1 protein-coding gene is annotated in these 18,835 nt (G+C 74.0%); it reads right to left on the reverse strand.

From position 1 onward, the window contains the following. Window positions 1–2 precede the first annotated feature (2 nt). Window positions 3–18,626 carry a non-ribosomal peptide synthase/polyketide synthase gene (locus tag AB0D31_RS03360; RefSeq protein WP_362716298.1) on the reverse strand — a complete coding sequence of 6,208 codons (18,624 nt, stop codon included), beginning with the start codon at window positions 18,624–18,626 and terminating at the stop codon, window positions 3–5. Window positions 18,627–18,835 lie beyond the last annotated feature (209 nt).

An 18,835-nucleotide genomic window follows, 5' to 3' on the forward strand; every position in this document is an offset into this window, starting at 1 on the left:
CCTCACCGTTCGTCGTGGTCGGGGCCGCCGTACGCGGCGTCTTCGAGTTCACTGAGCACTTGTTCCTCGACGTGTTCCGCGAGGGCGGCGACGGTCCCGGAGACCAGGACGTCGCGCGGGGTGAGGTTCACCCCGAACAGGTCGTTGGTGCGGGACGCGATGAGCAGGGCGCGCATCGAGTCGCCGCCGAGCAGGTAGTAGTCGTCCTCGGCGCCCACGGTCGTGCCGAGCACGTCCTCCCACAGCGAGGCCAGCGCCTCCTCGGTGGGCGTGCGCGGCGCCACGTACTCGGTTGTGGCGGCCGGCGCGCCGGGGTCCGGCGCCGGCAGGGCGGCCCGGTCGGTCTTGCCGTTCTCGGTGAGCGGGAAGTGTTCCAGGGCCACGAAGGCCGAGGGCACCATGTAGCCCGGCAGCGACCGGGCGGCGAGGGTGCGCAGTTCGCCGTCCGTCGGCGGTTGGGCGCCGGGGGCGGTGAGCAGGTGGGCGACGAGGCGGGGCAGGCCCGGTTCGTCCTCGCGGACGCTCACCACCGCGTCGAGGACATCCGGGTGGCGGGTCAGGACGGCCTCGACCTCGCCGGCCTCGATGCGGTGCCCGCGCAGTTTCAGCTGGTGGTCGGTGCGGCCGAGGTAGTGCAGCTCGCCGCGGCTGTCGCGGCGCACCAGGTCTCCGGTGCGGTACATGCGGGTGCCGGGCGGGCCGAACGGGTCGGCGGTGAAGCGTGCGGCGGTCAGGCCCGGACGGCCGAGGTAGCCGCGGGCCAACGCCGGTCCGCTGAGCCAGAGTTCACCGGGTACGCCGTCGGGGACGGGGCGCAGCCGGCTGTCCAGGACGTAGGCGCCGGTGGCGGGCAGCGGACGGCCGATGGGCGGGGCGGCGCCGTCCGGGGCCAGCGGCGCGGACCAGGTGGCGACGACGGTGGCCTCGGTGGGGCCGTAGGAGTTGACCATGCGGTGGTGGGGGGCCCAGCGGGCGACCAGGTCGGCGCCGCACGCGTCGGCGCCGACGATGAGGGTCTTGAGGTCGGGCAGGGTTCCGGGTGTGTCGGTCGGCAGGGTGGCGAGCGCGGCCGGCGGCAGCAGCGTGTGGGTGATGCGTTCGGCACGCAGCACCCGGGCCAGTGCCTCGCCGAGCAGCGGTCCCGGCTCGGGGACGACGAGGCGGGCGCCGTGCGGCAGTGAGGCGCACAGTTCCAGCACGGAGGCGTCGAAGCTGGGCGTGGCGAAGGCCAACACCCGGTCTCCTGCGGTGACTTGATAGTGGGCGGCCTCGGCGGCCGCGAACCCGGCGAGGCCGCGCTGGGTGACGACGACGCCCTTGGGGGTTCCGGTGGAACCCGAGGTGTAGATGACGTAGGCGGGATCGTCCAGGCCGAGCGGGCGCCCGCGGTCGGCGTCGGATGGCCGGTGGCCGGGGCCGTCCTCGCCCAATTCGGCCAGCAGAGCGGCGACTTCCTTGGCGTCCAGGGTGAGGGCGGGCGCCGCGTCCCGGAGCATGTGGGTGATCCGCTCGTCCGGGTAGGCGGGGTCGACGGGCAGGAAGGCCGCGCCCGTCTTGGCGACGGCGAGCTGAGCCAGGACCATGTCGAGGGAGCGCGGCAGCACCAGCGCCACGATGGTGCCGGGAGCAGCGCCGCGCCCGATGAGCCAGTGGGCCAGGCGGTTGGCCAGCTCCTCGGTTTCGGCGAAGGTCAGCAGCCGGTCCGGGTCGCCGAGCGCGGGCGCGTCCGGCAGGCGGTCCACGACGGCCTCGATGAGGGCCGGGAGGGTGGCCGTGGCCACCGGTTCCAGCTCTGGGCGGGCCGGTCCCCGCAGCAACTTCCCTCGCTGCTCGGGCGACAGCGTGTCGACGGCGTCGACGCGGGCTGCGCCGTCGGCGGCCAGGGAGCGCAGGGTGTGCAGCAGTTGTCCGGCGAGGGAGCGGGCCGTGTCCGCGTCGAAGTGGCGCGGGTCGTAGCCGAGTTCGACGGCGAGCCGGTCACCGGGTGAGACGACCACGGTCAGCGGATAGTTGGTCGCCTCGCGGGCGTCGAGGTCGCGCAGGGTGAGGCCATGGGCGCCGGCCGTGGCGTCCCCGACGGGATAGTTCTCGAACACCACCAGACTGTCGAACAGAGCGGCGCCGGGCGGCAGTTGAGTGAGGCCGGTCAGTTCGTTGAGGGGCATGTGGTCGAAGCGGCGGTCCTCCGCCCGCGCCTCCTGCAGGGCGCGCAGCCAGTCGGCACAGCGCGCCGCCCCGTCGACGTGGGCGCGGGCGGGCAGCGTGGTGATGAAGAGGCCGGTGATGGTATCGGCGCCGGGCAGGTCGGCCGGACGGCCGGAGACGGTGGTGCCGAAGCAGACGTCGGGCGTGCCGCTCCAGCGGGACAGCAGCAGCGCCCACGCGCCCTGCACCAGCGTGTTGAGGGTGAGCCGGTGACGGCGGGCGAACTCCTGCAGCTCCGTGGTCCGTTCGGCGCTGAGCCGTTCGGAGAGCCAGGTGCCGGAGCGAGCGGTGCTGTCCGGTGCGGGCCTGCGGTCGTAGGGCAGCGGGGTCGGGGCGGCCAGGTCGGCGAGGACGCCGCGCCAGTGGTCGCGGGCCCGCCCGGTGTCGCGGCCCGCGAGGTGGGCGACGTAGTCGGCGAACGGCCGGCGTTCGGCCGGCTGGGGTCGCTCGCCCCGGGCGAGCGCCGCGTGCGCCGCGAGGACGTCACCGAGGACGTGGAAGACGCTCCAGCCGTCAAGGAGGACGTGGTGGAAGGTCCACACCACGCGCACCGCGTCCGGGCCGAGCCGGACCAGCGCGAGGCGCAGCAGCGGCGGGCGTTCCAGATCGATGCCCAACGCCTTTTCCTCAGTGAGGAGTTGTTCGAGTTCTGCCGGATGGCGGTCGTCGGGCAGGGTGGTCCAGTCGTGCCGGGTGACCGGCAGGGTGACGTCCCGGTGCACGGTCTGGAGCGGTACGGGTGCGCCGGTCAGGACAACGGCGGTGCGCAGGATCGGGGTGTGGTCGACCACGTGCTGCCAGGCGGCGGCGAGCCGGTCCAGGTCGCGGGCCCCGTCCACCACGAAGGTGATCTGCTCGACGTACAGGCCCTGTGCTGCCTCGTCCATGCCGTGCACGACCATGCCGGTCTGGGTGGGCGTGAGCGGATACACGTCCCGTACGTCCCGGCCGGTGCCCACGATGGTGTCGACGGCGGCCTGGTCGAGTGGGGCCAGCGGGAAGTCGGACGGGGTGCGGCCGCCCGCGCCGGGCTCGGCGCAGTGCCGTACCAGTGCCCGCAGTTCGCCGGTGAGCTCGGCGGCGAGGCGTTCGACGGTGTCACGGCGGTGCAGGGCCCGCGAGTACGACCAGCCGAACTCCAGCCGTCCGTCGGTCACATGTCCGAGGACGTCGAGCAGGTGGGGGCGCTCGGCCGAGCGGTCCATCCCGCCGGTGAGGCCGCCGTGCGCGGCGTGCAGCAGGCCGTCGCTCGCGGCTTGGCGGTCCTGCCGTCCGAGGTAGTTGAAGCTGATCTCCGGCAGGGGCGGCAGGCCGTGGCCGGCGGTGGGGCTCAGATGGCGCAGGGCGCCGTAGCCGATGCCGCCCCCGGGCACGGCCCGCAGATTCTCCTTGACGGCCTTGAGTGCGGCGCCGGTGGCGGCGTCCCGTGCCACGTCCAGGGCGACCGGGTACAGGCTGGTGAACCAGCCGACGGTGCGGGAGAGGTCGACCTCCTCGAACAGGTCCTCGCGGCCGTGTCCTTCCAGGGCGACCGCCACCCGGTCCCGCCCGGCCCAGCGGGCCAGGACTCGGCCGAGGGCGTACAGGAGCACGTCGTTGACGCGTGTGCGGTAGGCGTCCGGGACGTTCTGGAGGAGCCGCCGGGTTTCGTCGGCGTTCAGCGCGGCGGTGACCGTCTCCTCCTCGGCGGCGGTGTTCGCGCCCCCGGGCAGGTCGACGGGGAGCGGACCCTCGGCCTGCTGGGTCTGCCAGTACGGGACTTCGGTGTCGAAGCCGCCCGCCGCGGTGTGCGCGGCGAGGCGCTGTGCCCAGGCGCGGAAGGACGTGCTCTTGGCGCCGAAGTCCGGGCGCTGCCCGGCGCGCAGGGCGCGGTACGCGGTGTCGAGGTCCTCCAGGATCAGCCGCCAGGACACCGCGTCCACGACGAGGTGGTGGGCGGCGAGCGTCAACACCGGCTGCCCGGTGTCCGCGTCCCGGCGCAGGACGGCCCGTAGGAGCGGACCGTTGGCCAGGTCGAAGCCGTCGGTCGGGCTTGGTGCCGCGTCGGCGGTCGGCGGGCCGTCGTGCACCTCCAGGTGCGGCTCCTCGCCGGGCGCGGTGCCGTGCTGGCGCCACGCTCCGGTGGTGTCCCGCTCGAAGCGCAGCCGCAGGGCGTCGTGCCGTTCCAGGACGGCGGCCAGGGCGCCCCGCAGCAGCGATACGTCGGTGTCCTCGGCCAGTTCGTAGGAGACGGCCTGACTGAAGTCCGCCGGATCGCCGGGGAGCGTGTCGAGCAGCCAGTGCTGGACCGGGGTCAGTGGTGCCTCGCCGACGACCGGCCCCTGCTCGGCCACGACCGTCGAGTGCGTCAACTCCTGTGCTGCTGCTGCCAGTTCGGCGAGGGTCTGGTGGGCGAACAGGTGGCGGGGGTTGAGGGCGAGTCCGGCCCGGCGGGCGGCGGAGACGATCTGGATGCCGAGGACGGAGTCGCCGCCGAGCTCGAAGTAGTTGTCGTCGGCGCCGACTTCGGGCAGGCGCAGCACCTCGCACCAGATGGCGGCGAGGGTGATCTCGGCCGCGGTGGCGGGGGGACGGCCCGACCGGGCGCCCGCGGTCCACTCGGGGTCGGGCAGAGCCCGCCGGTCGAGCTTGCCGGTGGCGCCGAGCGGGAGGTGGTCGAGGGGCACCACGAGCGCGGGCACCAGATGGTCGGGCAGGGTGCGGGAGAGGAAGGTCCGCAGCTCGGCCGTGTCCGGCAGACCGGCCGGGGCGGCCCCGTCCGGCACACCGGCCGGGGCGGGCACCACGTAGCCGACGAGGCGACGGTGGCCGTCGCGCTCCACGACCCGGGCGGCGGCGTCCGCCACCCCGGGGTGGCGGGTCAGGGCCGCCTCCACCTCGCCGAGTTCGATGCGGAAGCCGCGCACCTTGACCTGGTCGTCCGCGCGGCCGAGGTAGACAATGTCGCCGTCGGCGGTCCAGCGGGCCCGGTCACCCGTGCGGTACATGCGGCTGCCGTCCGGCACGAACGGGTCGGGCAGGAAGCGGGACGCGGTCAGCCCGGGGCGGCGCAGGTAGCCGCGGGCCACGCCGGTGCCCGAGAGGAACAGTTCGCCGGGCACGCCGACGGGCACCGGGCGCATCCGGTCGTCCAGGACGTAGGCGCGGGCGCCGCCGAGCGGCCGGCCGATCGGCGGGTCGCGGTCGGGGTCGGCGGGGTCGCAGGTGAAGGAGGTGGCGTAGACGGTGGCCTCGGTGGGGCCGTAGATGTTGCGTACCTGGCAGCCGGGGACGGCCGCGCGGACCTGCCGTACGGTCCGGGCGGGCAGCCCCTCCCCCGCGAGCACCACGGTGTCGGCGCTGACGTGCACGGTGTCCTCGGCGAGCAGCCGGCCGAGGGCGGAGGGCACCGCGCTGAGCAGTCCGGCCCGCCAGGGGCCGGGCCGCTCGGCGAGGGCGAGCAGGTCGCGGACGATCTCGACGCAGCCGCCGGACATGAGCGGCGAGAAGATCTCGAAAACCGACACGTCGAAGTTGAGCGACGTGGAGGCCACCACATGCTCAAGTCCCCGGCCGGTGAACTCCGCCGCCGCCCAGTCGGTCAGGGCGAGCACCGAACCGTGCGCGACGACCACGCCCTTGGGGCGTCCGGTGGAGCCCGACGTGTGGATGACGTACGCGGGATGCTCGGGCAGCAGCGGGGCGCGCCGGTCGCCGTCGCCGACCGGGGCGGCCGAGGCGGCGGCGAGCAGGCGCGCGTGGCCGGGGTCGTCCAGGACGATCCGGGTGAACGTGCCGTCGGGCAGCCGCCCGGCCGTCGCCGTTGCCGTCACGACGGCGAGGGGTTCCACGTCCTCGAAGAGGAACGCGATGCGTTCGGTGGGGTATCCGGGGTCGACCGGCAGGTAGCCGGCGCCGCTCTTGAGGACGGCGAGCAGCCCGACGACCAGGTCGGCGGTGCGGGGCAGGGCGAGCGCGACGTACCGCTCGGGTCCTGCGCCGGCGTCGATGAGCAGCCGGGCGAGCCGGTTGGCGCGCTCGTCCAGTTCGCGGTACGAGAGCAAGTCCTCGCCGTGGCGGACGGCTGGGGCGTCGGGCGTCAGGGCGGCCTGTCGGGCGAAGGCTTCCGGCAGGGTGTCCCGGGGTGCGCTGACGTGGGCTCCGCCGAACCGGTCGAGCAGTGCGCGGCCGTCCTCGGGGTCGGTGAGCGGCAGTTCGGCGAGGATGCCTGCGGGCGCGGTGGCCATCGCGGTCAGCAGGGTGCGCAGGCTCTCGCCCAGTGCCTCGACGGTGGACGGGTCGAAGGCCGCCGGGTCGTAGTCGAGGCTGACATCGAGGGTGTCGCCCGGCGCGACGACCACGCTGAGCGGGTAGTTGGTGGGTTCCAGGTCCCGTTCGGTCTCCATGGCCAGGCCGTGCCGGGCCAGCGCGCCCTCGTCGAAGGGGTAGTTCTCGAACACGACGATGGAGTCGAACAGGTTGGTCCCGCCGGGCACCTCGCTCCAGGTCCCCAACTGGGCAAGCGACACGAAGTCGTGGCGCCGGGCCTCGGACTGGGCGGCCTGGAGGTCGCTCAGCCAGTCGAGCAGCGGGCGGCGCCCGTCGATCCGGGCGCGGGTGGGCAGCGTGTTGATGAACAGGCCCACCATCGTGGTGACGCCCGGGAGTTCGGCGGGCCGGCCGGAGACCGTGGTGCCGAACACCACGTCGTCGCCGCCGCCGTAGCGGGACAGCAGCAGCGCCCAGGCGCCCTGGAGGACGGTGTTGACGGTGAGTCCGGCGTGCTGGGCCGTGTCCCGCAGCTGTGCCGATACGTCTCCGTCGAGTGTCACCCGTACCGTGCCGGAGGAGGAGCTGTGGTGGGCGCCGGTGGCACGGCGGTCGCGCGGCAGTTCTGTGGGGGCGCGGAAGCCGGCGAGGGTGGTCCGCCAGTACTGCTCCGCCTTCGTGGTGTCCTGTCCGGCCAGCCACCCCAGGTAGTCGGCGTATGGCCGCCGTGCCGCGATCTGGGGCGGGCGTCCCGCGGTGAGGGCCGCGTAGCGCTCGCACACCTCGTCGAAGACCTGGGCGGCGCTCCAGCCGTCCAGCAGGATGTGGTGGAACGTCCACACCATGCGTACGCGTTCGGGGCTGAGCCGGATGAGGACGAGCCGCATCAGCGGTGCGGTGGCCAGGTCGATGCCGGCTTGGCGGTCCTCCTCCATGAGCCGGTCGAGGTCGGCGGCGCAGAGGTCGGCGGGCCGGCCGCTCCAGTCGTGGTGGACGACGGGCACGGTGGCCCGGTGCCGGATCACCTGGACGGGTTCGGTGCTCTCCTGCCAGGCCGGGTGGGAGCGCAGCACCGGGTTGGCGTCCACGGTCCGCTGCCAGGCTTCGGCGAGGGCATCGGGGTCGGTGACGCCGTGCAGGACCAGCTGCACCTGGTTGACGTAGGTGCGTCCGTCGGGGTCGAGCAGGCTGTGGAAGAGCATGCCGGACTGCATCGGGCTCAGCGGCAGGAGGTCGTCGACGGCCCGTCCGTCACCGGCGAGCAGGTCCACGGCCTTCTGGTCGAGCCGGGCGAGGGGGAAGTCGGAGGGGGTGCGGCCGCCGGCGCCGGGGCCGGCGCAGTGGGCGAGGATCTCCTCCAGGGCGTGCAGCATGCCGTCGGCGAGGCCGGTGACGGTGGCCTCGTGATGCCGGGCGCGGCTGTAGTGCCAGCTGATCTCCAGACGGTCGTCCTCGATCCGGGCCACCACGTCGAGCAGGTGCGCGCGTTCGGTGTCGGGCGCGTCGGCGCCGCCGAGTCCGCCGGGCACCGCGCGGATCAGGGTGGCGTCGTCGGTGGACCAGTCGAAGCGGCCGAGGTAGTTGAAGCTGATGCCGGGCATCGGCGCGGCGGCAAGGCGCGGGGTGTGTGCGAGGTGGCGCAGGACGCCGTGGCCGAGCCCGCGTTCGGGCACGGACCGCAGTTGCTCCTTGACCGCCTTCAGGGCGCTGCCCCAGTCGTCGGCCGGGACGCGCAGGGCGACGGGGAACAGTGTGGTGAACCAGCCGACCGTGCGGGACAGGTCGATGTCCTCGAACACCTGGTCCTCGCGGCCGTGCCCTTCGAGGCCGACGGCCACGGTGTCGCGGCCGGTCCAGTCGGCCAGGACCCGGCCGAGCGCGGTGAGCAGGACGTCGTCGATGCGGGTGCCGTAGACGGCGGGGACCTGGCGCAGCAGTTCGTCGGTGCGCTGCCGGTCCAGCCGTACGGTGACCTCGCGGACGTCGGCCGTGGTGTTGCCGCCCTCGCCGTCCACGGGCAGCGGCTCCGCACAGTGCCCGGCGACGCGGGTCCAGTGGGCGAGCTGGTCCGTGAAGCCGCCGGCGTCGGCTCGGGCGCGCAGGCGCCGGGCCCACTCCCGTACCGAGGTGGTGCGGGCGGGCAGCCGTAGGGGCTCTGCGGTCAGGATCTGGCGGTAGGCGGTCTCCAGGTCCTCCAGGAGGATGCGCCAGGACACGCCGTCGACCGCCAGGTGGTGGACGACGAGGAGGAGCCGGGCGGTCGGGCCGCCGTCGCCGGTGAACAGGCGCGCGGTGAGCAGCGGACCGGTGTCGAGGCGGAACGCGGCGTGCGCCTCGGCGGTGGCACGCTCCTCCCGCTGCCGGGCCGCGGCGGGGTCGAGGCCGTCCAGCGGGCAGACGGACAGCAGGTCGGGGGCGTCGGCGGCGCTTACGTCCTGGTGCCAGGTGCCGTCGTGCGTGACGGTGTACCGGGCGCGCAGGGCGTCATGCCGGTTCCACAGGGCGGCCAGCGCCTGGCGCAGGACGTCCGGGTCGGTGTCCGGGGCGGTCTCCACGAGGACGGACTGGTTGAAGAAGCCGGGACGGTGCGGTGCCGGGTCGAGGAACCAGTGCTGGATCGGGGTGAGGGGTACCTCGCCCTCGACGGGCTCGGTGCCGGCGACCGTCACGGGGGTGCCCGTGTTGGTGGCGGCCGCGAGCCGGGCCACCGTGGGATGGCGGAACAGGTCGCGCGGGGTGAGGGCGACACCGGCGGCGCGGGCACGCGAGACGACCTGGATGCTGAGGATGGAGTCGCCGCCGAGCATGAAGAAGTTGTCGTCGACGCCGACCCGTTCGACGCCCAGCAGATCGGCCCAGATGTCGGCGAGCGTCTGCTCGATCTCGCCGGCGGGGGCGCGGTAGGCGCTGTCGCCGCCTGCCGTCCAGTCGGGTTCGGGCAGCTTTCGGTGGTCCACCTTGCCGTTCGAGGTGAGCGGCAGCCGGGGAACAGTGACGAACGCGGCGGGCAGCATGTAGTCCGGCAGGTCGGCGGCGAGGTGCGCGCGCAGCTCGGTCGCGGCGGGCATGACGGCGCCGTCGGCCGGGACGAGGTGGGCGGCGAGCCGCTTGCGTCCGTCGAGCGTGTACGGCGACACGACGGCCTCGGCGACGGCGGGGTGCGCGGTGAGCCGCGCCTCGATCTCGGCGGGTTCGACGCGGAAGCCGCGGATCTTGATCTGGTCGTCGGCACGGCCCACGAAGTGCAGTTCGCCGTCGGCGCTCCAGCGCACGATGTCACCGGTGCGGTACATGCGTGTTCCGGGTGGACCGAACGGGTCGGCGAGATAGCGGGCGGCGGTGGCTCCCGGGCGGCCCGCGTAGCCGCGTGCGAGGCCCGCGCCTGCGATGTACAACTCACCCGGGATGCCCGGAGGTTGAGGCTGAAGCACGTCGTCCAGGACGTAGACGCGTGTGTTGTCGAGGGGGCGGCCGATGGGCAGGACGGCGGGCAGCGGGTCGCCGGCGCGGAAGGGGCGCCGGGTGGCGAAGGTGGTGGTCTCGGTGGGCCCGTAGCCGTCGACGACGGTCAGGCCGGGGCAGGCGTCCAGGACGCGCCGGACGACGGCGCCGGGCACGGCCTCGCCTCCGGTCCACACCTCGCGGGCGCCGTCGAGGCAGGTGGGGTCCTCCTGGGCGAGCAGCCGGAACAGACCTGCCGTCAGCCACAGGCTGGTGACGTGCCGCTCGGTGATCGCGTGCCGGACCGCTGCGGCGTCCAGGGCGCCGGGCGGGGCCAGTACGGCGGTGCCGCCGCGCAGCAGCGGCACCCACACCTCGTAGGTGGCCGCGTCGAAGGCGTGCGGGGAGTGCACGAGGACCCGGTCGTGTCCGGCGAAGGCCCGGTCGAGGGCGAGCGCGGCGACATCACGCTGGCGGACGGCGACGCCCTTGGGGATGCCGGTGGATCCGGAGGTGAACATCAGATACTGCACGTGGTCGGGGTGGAGGCCGCCGGTGGCGGGCGCCGGCCCGGGCTCCCCCGCCGCCGTGAGGTCGCCGACGCGTCGTACGCCGTCCCCGGGGAGCAGGTCCCGGGCGATCGCCTCGCCTTCGGCGTCGGTGAGCAGCAGGGTGATGCCGGCCTCGGTGAGCATGCGGCGCAGCCGCTCGCGCGGCGCGCGGCCGTCGAGGGGGACGTACACCCCGCCGGTACGCACGAGCGCGAGCTGCGTGACGATCAGTTCGACGGACCGGTCCATCAGGACGCCCACGGCGCGCTCTGCGGCTACGCCGAGGGCGGCGAGGCGTTCACCCAACTCCTGCGCACGCGCGTCGAGTTCGCGGTACGTGAGTCGTTCGTTGCCGGCTTCCAGGGCGATGGCGTCGGGGGTGCGGCGCACTTGCGCGGCGAAGAGTTCGGCGACGGTGGTCTCGGGCAGGTCGCTGGTGGTGTCGTTCCATGTGCTCAGGACCTGTTCGCGTCGCTCTCCAGTCAGCAACGGGAGCCGGGCGGGCGCCAGTTCGGGCGCGGCGGCCATCCCGGTGAGCAGCACGGCGAGGTATTCGGCGAGCCGCTCCACGGTCGAGGCGTCGAACAGCTCGGGGTCGTAGCCGAGGCGCAGTGCGAGTTCGGTGCCCGGGTAGGCGACCAGGCCGAGCGGGTAGTTGGTCGTCTCGATGCCGTCCACGTCGCTCAGAACGAGGCCGTGCGCGGAGAGGTCGTCCTCCCGCGGGTAGTTCTCGAAGACGACGATGCTGTCGAACAGGGCGGCCCGCTCGGGGAGTTCGGTGAGTGCCTTGAGCCGGTTGAGCGGCAGATGGTCGTGGCCGCGGTCCTCGCTCTGGTCGCTCTGGAGCGAGCGCAGCCAGTCCCGCAGGGTGCCGTCGGCGGGGACGGTGACGCGGGTGGGCACGGTGGTGATGAACAGGCCGGTCATGGACTCGGCGCCGGTCAGTTCCGCCGGCCGGCCGGACACGGTGGTGCCGAACACCACGTCGGCGCGGTGCGCCTGACGGCTCAGCAGGATGGCCCAGGCGCCCTGGACGAGGGTGTTGAGGGTCAGACCCGAGGTGCGCGCCAGTTCCTCCAGGGCTCCGGTCGTGGCCTCGGGCAGGGTGGCGGTCACGGCTTCGGTGGACTCCGCGCGGTGCGCCTCGCGGGGTTCGCGGTCGTAGGGCAGCGGGGTGGTCTCGTCGAGCCCGGCGAGTCGCCCGCGCCAGTACTTCTCGGCCTCGTCTCGATCGCGCTCGCCGAGCCACGCCACGTAGTCCCGCCAGGGCCGGCGGTCCGGCAGGGGGGCGGCGCCGGGCCTGCCGGTGAGGGCGCTGTGGCAGGTGAACACGTCCGACAGCACCTGGAAGAGGCTCCAGCCGTCGAGGAGCAGATGGTGGAAGGACCACACCACGCGCACGGCGGTGTCGGAGACCCTGGCAAGGACCAGGCGCTGGAGCGGACCGCCGACCAGGTCGATGCCGGCCGCACGGTCCTCGCGCAGCAGTACGTCCAGCCGGTCGCGGCACTCGGCGCCGCTCAGGCCGCGCCAGTCGAGAACGGTCACCGGCACGGACACCGCGTGCCCGACGACCAGCAGGGGTTCGGGTACGTCCTGCCAGACCACGCGGCCGCGCAGGACGGCCGAGGCCTCGGTGACCCGCTGCCAGGCCGCGGCGAGGTGGTCGGTGCGGGGCACTCCGTCCAGGACGAAGGTGACTTGCTGGAAGTAGACGCCGCTGTCGTCCTGGGAGAGGCCGTGGAAAAGCATGCCGGCCTGCGTCGGAGTCAGCGGCAGGATGTCCTCGACCGTGGCGGGTGCGTCACCCACGAGGCGGTCGACGGCCCGCTGGTCGAGTGGGGCCAGCGGGAAGTCGGACGGGGTACGGCCGGCGGTGTCCGGTTCGGTGGCGTAGCGGGCGAGGTCGCTCAACGCGTGGGCATATCCGTGGGCGAGAGCCGTGACGGTGTCCTCGTGGTGTACCTGGTCGGAGTAGAACCAGGTGAATTCCAGGGCGTCGCCGTCCAGCCGGCCCACCAGCTCCAGAGTGTGCGGGCGTTCTGCCTCCGGGTCGGCGTCCAGTTCAAGGGGGCGGAAGGTGCCCCGGTAGAGCCCGGTGCCCGTCTCTCCCGGGGACATCCGCCCCAGGTAGTTGAAGCTGACGGGTGCGGACGGTGCGGAGGGCCGGTCGCCCGGGCCGGTCAGATACCGCAGCGCGTCGTGGCCGACGCCGTGCCGCGGCACGGCGCGCAATTGCTCCTTGACCTGCTTGAGCACGGTGTCCCACGAGGCCTGCGCGGGGACGGCGAGGGCGACGGGGTGGCGGGTGGTGAACCAGCCGACGGTCCGGCTGAGGTCGAGTTCGGGAAAGAGGTCCTCGCGGCCGTGGCCCTCGACCTCGACCGTGACCCGCTCCTGTCCGCTCCAGGCACACAGGGCGCGGCCGAGCGCGCCGAGCAGAACATCGTTGGCCTGGGTGCGGTAGGTCTCGGGCAGCAGACGCAGCAGGGTGGCGGTGTCCTCGGCACTGAGTCGTACGGTGACGGCGCGGGCGGAGGCGTAGGTGTTGCGGCCCGGCAGGTCGACGGGCAGATCGTGTGCCGCCGGCGGGGCCGCCTGGGCCCAGTAGGCGCGTTCGTCGTCGAAGCCGCCACCCGTGGTGTGCGCGGCAAGGCGTCGTGCCCACTGCCGCAGCGGTGAGGACTTGGCGGGCAGGGCGGGCGTGCCGCCCGTGCCGTCGCGGCGGGCGAGGTAGGCGGTGTCCAGGTCCTCCAGGAGCACCCGCCAGGACACCCCGTCCACGACGAGGTGGTGCCCGGCGAGGTGCAGAACGGGGGCCCGGCCGGTGCCCCGGTCGTGCAGTACGGCCCGCAGCAGGGGCCCGCGCGCCAGGTCGAAGGCGCCGAAGTGGGGTGTGTCGGTGTCCGGGCCGCGGTGCCGGGTCAGGGTGATGCGGTCGTCCCGGTCGGTGATGTGGCAGGCCGGCGCGGCGCCGGGGCCGGACTCGAAACGTGAGCGCAGGGCGTCGTGATGGGCCACGACGTCGTTCAGGGCGCCTTCGAGCGCCTCCGGGTCGACGTCGTCGGGCACCAGCACCGACACGGCCTGCGCGAAGTGCGCGGCCCGGTCGCCGTCCGTGGCGAACAGCCAGTGCTGGATGGGGGTGAGCGGAGCGGGCCCCGTCGGGTCGACCCGGGTGAGAGCGGGCCGCGGCGGGCCTGCGGCGTCGGCGCATCGGGCCAGGGCGGCGAGCGTCTGGTGGCGGTAGACGTCGCGGGAGGTGACGGTGAGTCCCTCCTGCCGGGCCCTGGCCACCACTTGGAGGCTGAGGATCGAATCGCCGCCGAGTTCGAAGAAGTTGTCGTCCACGCCGACGCGTTCGACGGACAGTGCTTCCGCCCATACGGCTGCCAGCGTGCGCTCCGTGGCCGTACGGGGCGCCACATGGTGTGCGGCTCGGGTGGCCGCGGGGCCGGGCTGCGGCAGGCGGGCGCGGTCGACCTTGCCGTTGGGGTTGAGCGGCAGCTCGTCCAGGAGCAGCACGGTGGCGGGGACCATGTAGTCGGGCAGTGTCCTGCCGAGCGTGCGGCGTACGGATTCGGGCGTGACGGTGTGTCCGGGCACACTCACCACGTAGCCGGTCAGACGTCGGTTGTCGTCCTTACCGGAGACGAGGACGGCGGCCTCGGCGACGCCGGGGCAGCGGCGCAACGCCTCCTCCACCTCGCCGAGTTCGATCCGGAAGCCGTGCACCTTGACCTGCTGGTCGGTGCGGCCGACGTATTCCAGTTCGCCGTCGGCGGTCCACCGCACCAGGTCTCCGGTGCGGTACATGCGCGTCCCGGGCCCGCCGAACGGGTCGGCGACGAACCGCCGGGCGGTAAGGCCGGAACGTCCGAGGTAGCCGCGGGCGAGCCCGCCCCCGCCGAGGTACAACTCACCGATGACACCCGGTGGTTGAGGGCGCAGCCGACGGTCCAGGACGTAGGCGCGGGTACGTGCCACCGGGCGGCCGATGGGCGGTGCCTGGTCAGGTACTCCATCACCGGCGAACCAGGCCGTGGCGTAGACGGTGGCCTCGGTGGGCCCGTAGGCGTTGACGACGGTGCAGGACGGCAGGGCCGCCTTCAGGTCGTGGACGGTCTGCGCGGACAGGGCCTCGCCGGCGAGGACGGCCGTGTCCGCCGCCACCGGTGCCACGTCCCCCACGAACAGCCGGGACATCACGGAGGGCACGCCGCTGATGAGTCCGCTCCGCTGCTCCCCCGCGTCGGCGAGTGCGGTCGGATCGGCGACCACCTCCACGCTGCCGCCGGCCAGCAGAGGGCACAGCAGCTCGAACACCGAGACGTCGAAGTTGAGGGAGGTCGCGGCGATCACCGGGCCCGGTGTGCGGTCGCCGAACCGCTCCTCCGCCCAGGTGGCCAGGGCGGCGACCGTGCGGTGGGTCACGACGACACCCTTGGGCCGGCCGGTCGAACCCGAGGTGTAGATGACGTACGCCGGGTGATCCGGCAGCAGGGGCTGGGCCCGGTCCGCGTCGGTGACGTCCTGCGATGACCGGGAGCGCGCCGTGACGCCGCCGTCGCCGCCGTCGCCGCCGGGGACCCCGATGATCAGTGGTGCGCAGTCCGGGGGCAGCGCGGCGGCTGTCTCGGGGGTTGCGACGACGAGCGCGGGCCGGGCGTCGGACAGCATGAAACGGATGCGGTCGGCCGGGTAGTTGGGGTCGACGGGCAGATATCCGGCGCCGGACTTCAGCACCGCCCACAGCACGACGGGCAGCTCGACCGTGCGCGGTAGACACAGCGCGACCAGCGTCTCGGGCCTCGCGCCGCGGGCGATCAGCTCCCGGGCCAGGCGGTTGGCGCGGCGTTCGAGCTCGGCGTAGTCGAGCCGGTCCGTGCCGTGGGTGACGGCGGGCCGGTCCGGAGTGCGGGCCACCTGGGCCCGGAACAGGTCGGGCAGGGTGAGGTCGCCGTCGGCGTCCCGTTCCGCGTCGACCGGCGGGTTCCAGGCGTCCAGGAGGGTGCGCTGCTCGTCCTCGGAGAGCAGGGACAGTTCGGCCAGGCTACTGCCCGGGGCGTCGGCCATCGCCTCAAGGAGGCGATGCACATGCCGGGCCATGCGGGCCACGGTCCGCGTCGCGAACAGGTCGGTGTTGAACTCGGCGGTCAGTACGCAGCCGCCGTCGGCGTCCGGCGTGAACTCCAGGACGAGGTCGAAGCGGGCGGCGGGCCGCGGCAGCGGATGGTCGTCGAACCGTACGCCGCCCGCACGCGGTGCGGTGGTCGCGGTCTGCTGGACGACGAGGGCCTGCACCAGCGGGGTGCGGCTCGGGTCGCGGGGCAGTGCCAGCTCCTCGACCACCCGGTCGAAAGGCACCGCGTCATGGGCGAAGGCGTCGAGGAGCGTCGTGCGCATGCTCTCCACGAACCGGTCGACGCTGGCCCGTTCGTCCACGTCGGTGCGCACCACCACCGTGTTGGCGAAGAAGCCGACCACGTCTTCCAGGTCCTGGCGGTCGCGGCCGGTGGTGATGGTGCCGAACGCGACGTCCCGCTGCCCGGAGTAGCGGGCGAACAGGAGGGCACAGACGCCCGCGAGCACGGTGAACACGGTGGTGCCGCGGCCGGTGGCGAGCGCACGCAGGCGGGCCATCAGGGCGGGCGACAGATGGTGGCGGTGTCCTGCACCGGCGGTGGTGCGCACGGCGGGCCGGGGGCGGTCGGTGGGGAGTTCCAGCTGCTGGATCCCCTCCAGGTGTCTGCGCCAGTAGCGCAGATGCTCGTCGTCCGCTGCCGAGCGGCGCTGCGCCTGTTCCCACACCGCGAAGTCCGGGTATTGCAGGGCCGGTTGGGCCAGGCCGTCGGGCTCGCCCGTGGTCTCGGCCCGGTAGAGCGCGGCCAGTTCCCTGGTGAGGATCGAGACGGACCAGCCGTCGGTGACGATGTGGTGCTGGGAGAGCAGCAGCAGATGGTCGGCGTCGTCGAGCCTGACCAGGAGGGCGCGCGTGAGGGGGCCGGTCGCCAGATCGTGCGGGCGGCCCAGCTCTTCGGTCAGCAGCCGTTCGGCGGCCTGGTCGCGCCGAGCGTGGGGCACGTCGGCGATGTCGACGGTCCGCAGCGGCAGTTCCGCTTCGGCGGCGATGTGCTGGGTGCCCTGTCCGCCGTCGGTGCGGAAGGTGGTGCGCAGCGCGTCGTGCCGGCCGGCGAGTCTGCGCAGGGCCCGGCGCAGGGCTTCGGTGTCGAGGGCGCCGCGCAGCCGCAGGGTGAGGCCGGTGTTGTATTCGGGTCCTCCGTCGGCGAGGTCGTCGAGGAACCACAGCCTGCGTTGTGCGCTGGACAGCGGCAGGCCGTCGCCGGTGCGTGGGGCGGGCGGGATCGGTTCGGCGGGCGCGGCGGCGGAGGGGTCGCCGAGCAGCGGGGCGAGGGCTTCGACCGTGCGCGAGGTGAAGAGGTCGCGGACGGTCAGCCGTATGCCCAGGTCGTCACGGATCCGAGCGAGGACGCGGGTGGCGAGGATGGAGTCGCCGCCCAGGTCGAGGAAATCGTCGCGGACACCGATCTCGCCCATGCCCAGGACGTCGGCCCAGATCGCGGCGAGGGCTTCCTCCTGCGGAGTACGCGGAAGGACCCGGTCGGCGCGTGCGGTCGGCCCGGGCGCGGGGAGGGCCGCGTAGTCGGTCTTGTTCTGTGCGGTGAGCGGCATGCGCTCCAGGACGACCAGGGCGGACGGCACCATGTGGGCGGGCAGTACGGCGGCGAGTGCCGCGCGCAGCGACGCCGGGTCGAGGCGGGCGCCGCGCTCGGCGGGGGTCGCGTAGGCGACGAGGCGGGGGCGGCCCGGTTCGTCCTCGCGGACGACGACGGCGGCTTCGCCCACCCGCGGGTCCCTGCCGAGCGCGGCCTCGATCTCACCGGGTTCGATGCGGAACCCCCGGATCTTGACCTGGCGGTCGAAGCGTCCCAAGTAGTCCAGTTCGCCGTCGGGCCGCAGCCGGGCCCGGTCACCGGTGCGGTACAGCCGGGTCCCGGGCGCTCCGAAGGGGTCCGCGACGAACCGGGACGCCGTCAGGCCCGGCCGGCGCAGATAGCCGCGGGCGACGGCGTCGCCGCCGATGTACAGCTCACCGTCCGCGCCGGGCGGGACGGGCCTCATCGCCGCGTCGAGGACGTGGACGCGTGTGTGGGGCAGGGCCGCGCCGATGGTGGGGGTGCCCTGCCCGGCGGCGAGCGGTCCGGTCCAGGTGGCCACGATGGTCGCTTCGGTGGGACCGTACGAGTTGATCATGCGGCGGTCCGGCGCCCAGCGGTCCACGAGCCCCGCGGAGCAGGCCTCGGCGCCCACGATCAGGGTGCGCAGATGGCGTCCGGTGCCCTGGGCCGGGTCCGGCAGGGTCGCGAGCGCGGCCGGCGGGATGAGGGCGTGGGTGATGCGGTGCTCGTCCAGGACCGCGGCGAGTTCGTCGCCCAGCCACGGGCCGTCCGGCGGGATCACGAGCGTGGCGCCGGTCAGAACGGAGATGAACAGTTCGAGGACGGAGGCGTCGAAGCTGGGCGAGGAGAACTGCAGCACCCGGTCGCCGGGACCCACGGCGTACCGGTCGGCGGCGGCCCCGCTGAATCCGCCGATGCCGCGGTGGGTGACCGCCACGCCCTTCGGGGTACCCGTCGAACCCGAGGTGTAGATCACGTAGGCGGCCCGGTCGGGGCCGGCTCCACGCGCCGCGCGCTCCTCCGCCTCCCCCGAGGGCGCGTGGTGCTGCTTGCCCACGAGCTCCACAAGCGCGGCGACCGCATGCGGATCGTCGAGGGTCACCGCGGGGAGGCTGTCGGCGAGCATGAGCGCCCGCCGCTCCGCGGGGTATGCGGGATCCACCGGCAGGAAGGCCGCTCCCGTCATGGCCACGGCGAGCTCGGCGGCGATCAGCTCCATGGACCGGGGCAGCACGAGGGCGACCACGCGGTCCGGCCCGGCGCCCGAACGGACCAGGTGCGCGGCCAACCGGTCGGCGCGCTCGGCGAGTTCACGGTAGGTCCAGGTGCGCCGTCCGTCGGTCAGGGCCGGAGCGTGCGGGGCGCGGGCCACCTGCTGCGCGAAGAGGTCCTCCAGCGTCGAGGGCTCCTCCGGTCGCGCGGTGGAGCCGTCCTGGGAACGCGGGGCCGCCTGTGCGGGGGTGACGTGCGGGTCCGTCATGGGTCCAGTCCTTTGAAAGCGCGGGGGCGGCCCGAAGGGGCGGCGAGGTGGGGGGCGTCGGCACCGGCTGCGCCGTGGCGGCGGGTGGGGTGCGCGGGGCGCTGCCGGGCGCCGGTCGGCCGGGAGGGCGCCGCACGGCGGGCGCGGCCGGACGACGGCCAGTGAGGCCGGGCGGCCGGACCGCCGTCGGGGCGCGCGGCCGTCATCGA

This window comes from Streptomyces sp. NPDC048361, assembly GCF_040651795.1.
Lineage (GTDB): Bacteria > Actinomycetota > Actinomycetes > Streptomycetales > Streptomycetaceae > Streptomyces.

Excerpts from the sequence above, each read along its gene's own strand:
- AB0D31_RS03360 (WP_362716298.1), bottom strand. The coding sequence starts at position 18,626 with ATGACGGACCCGCACGTCACCCCCGCACAGGCGGCCCCGCGTTCCCAG.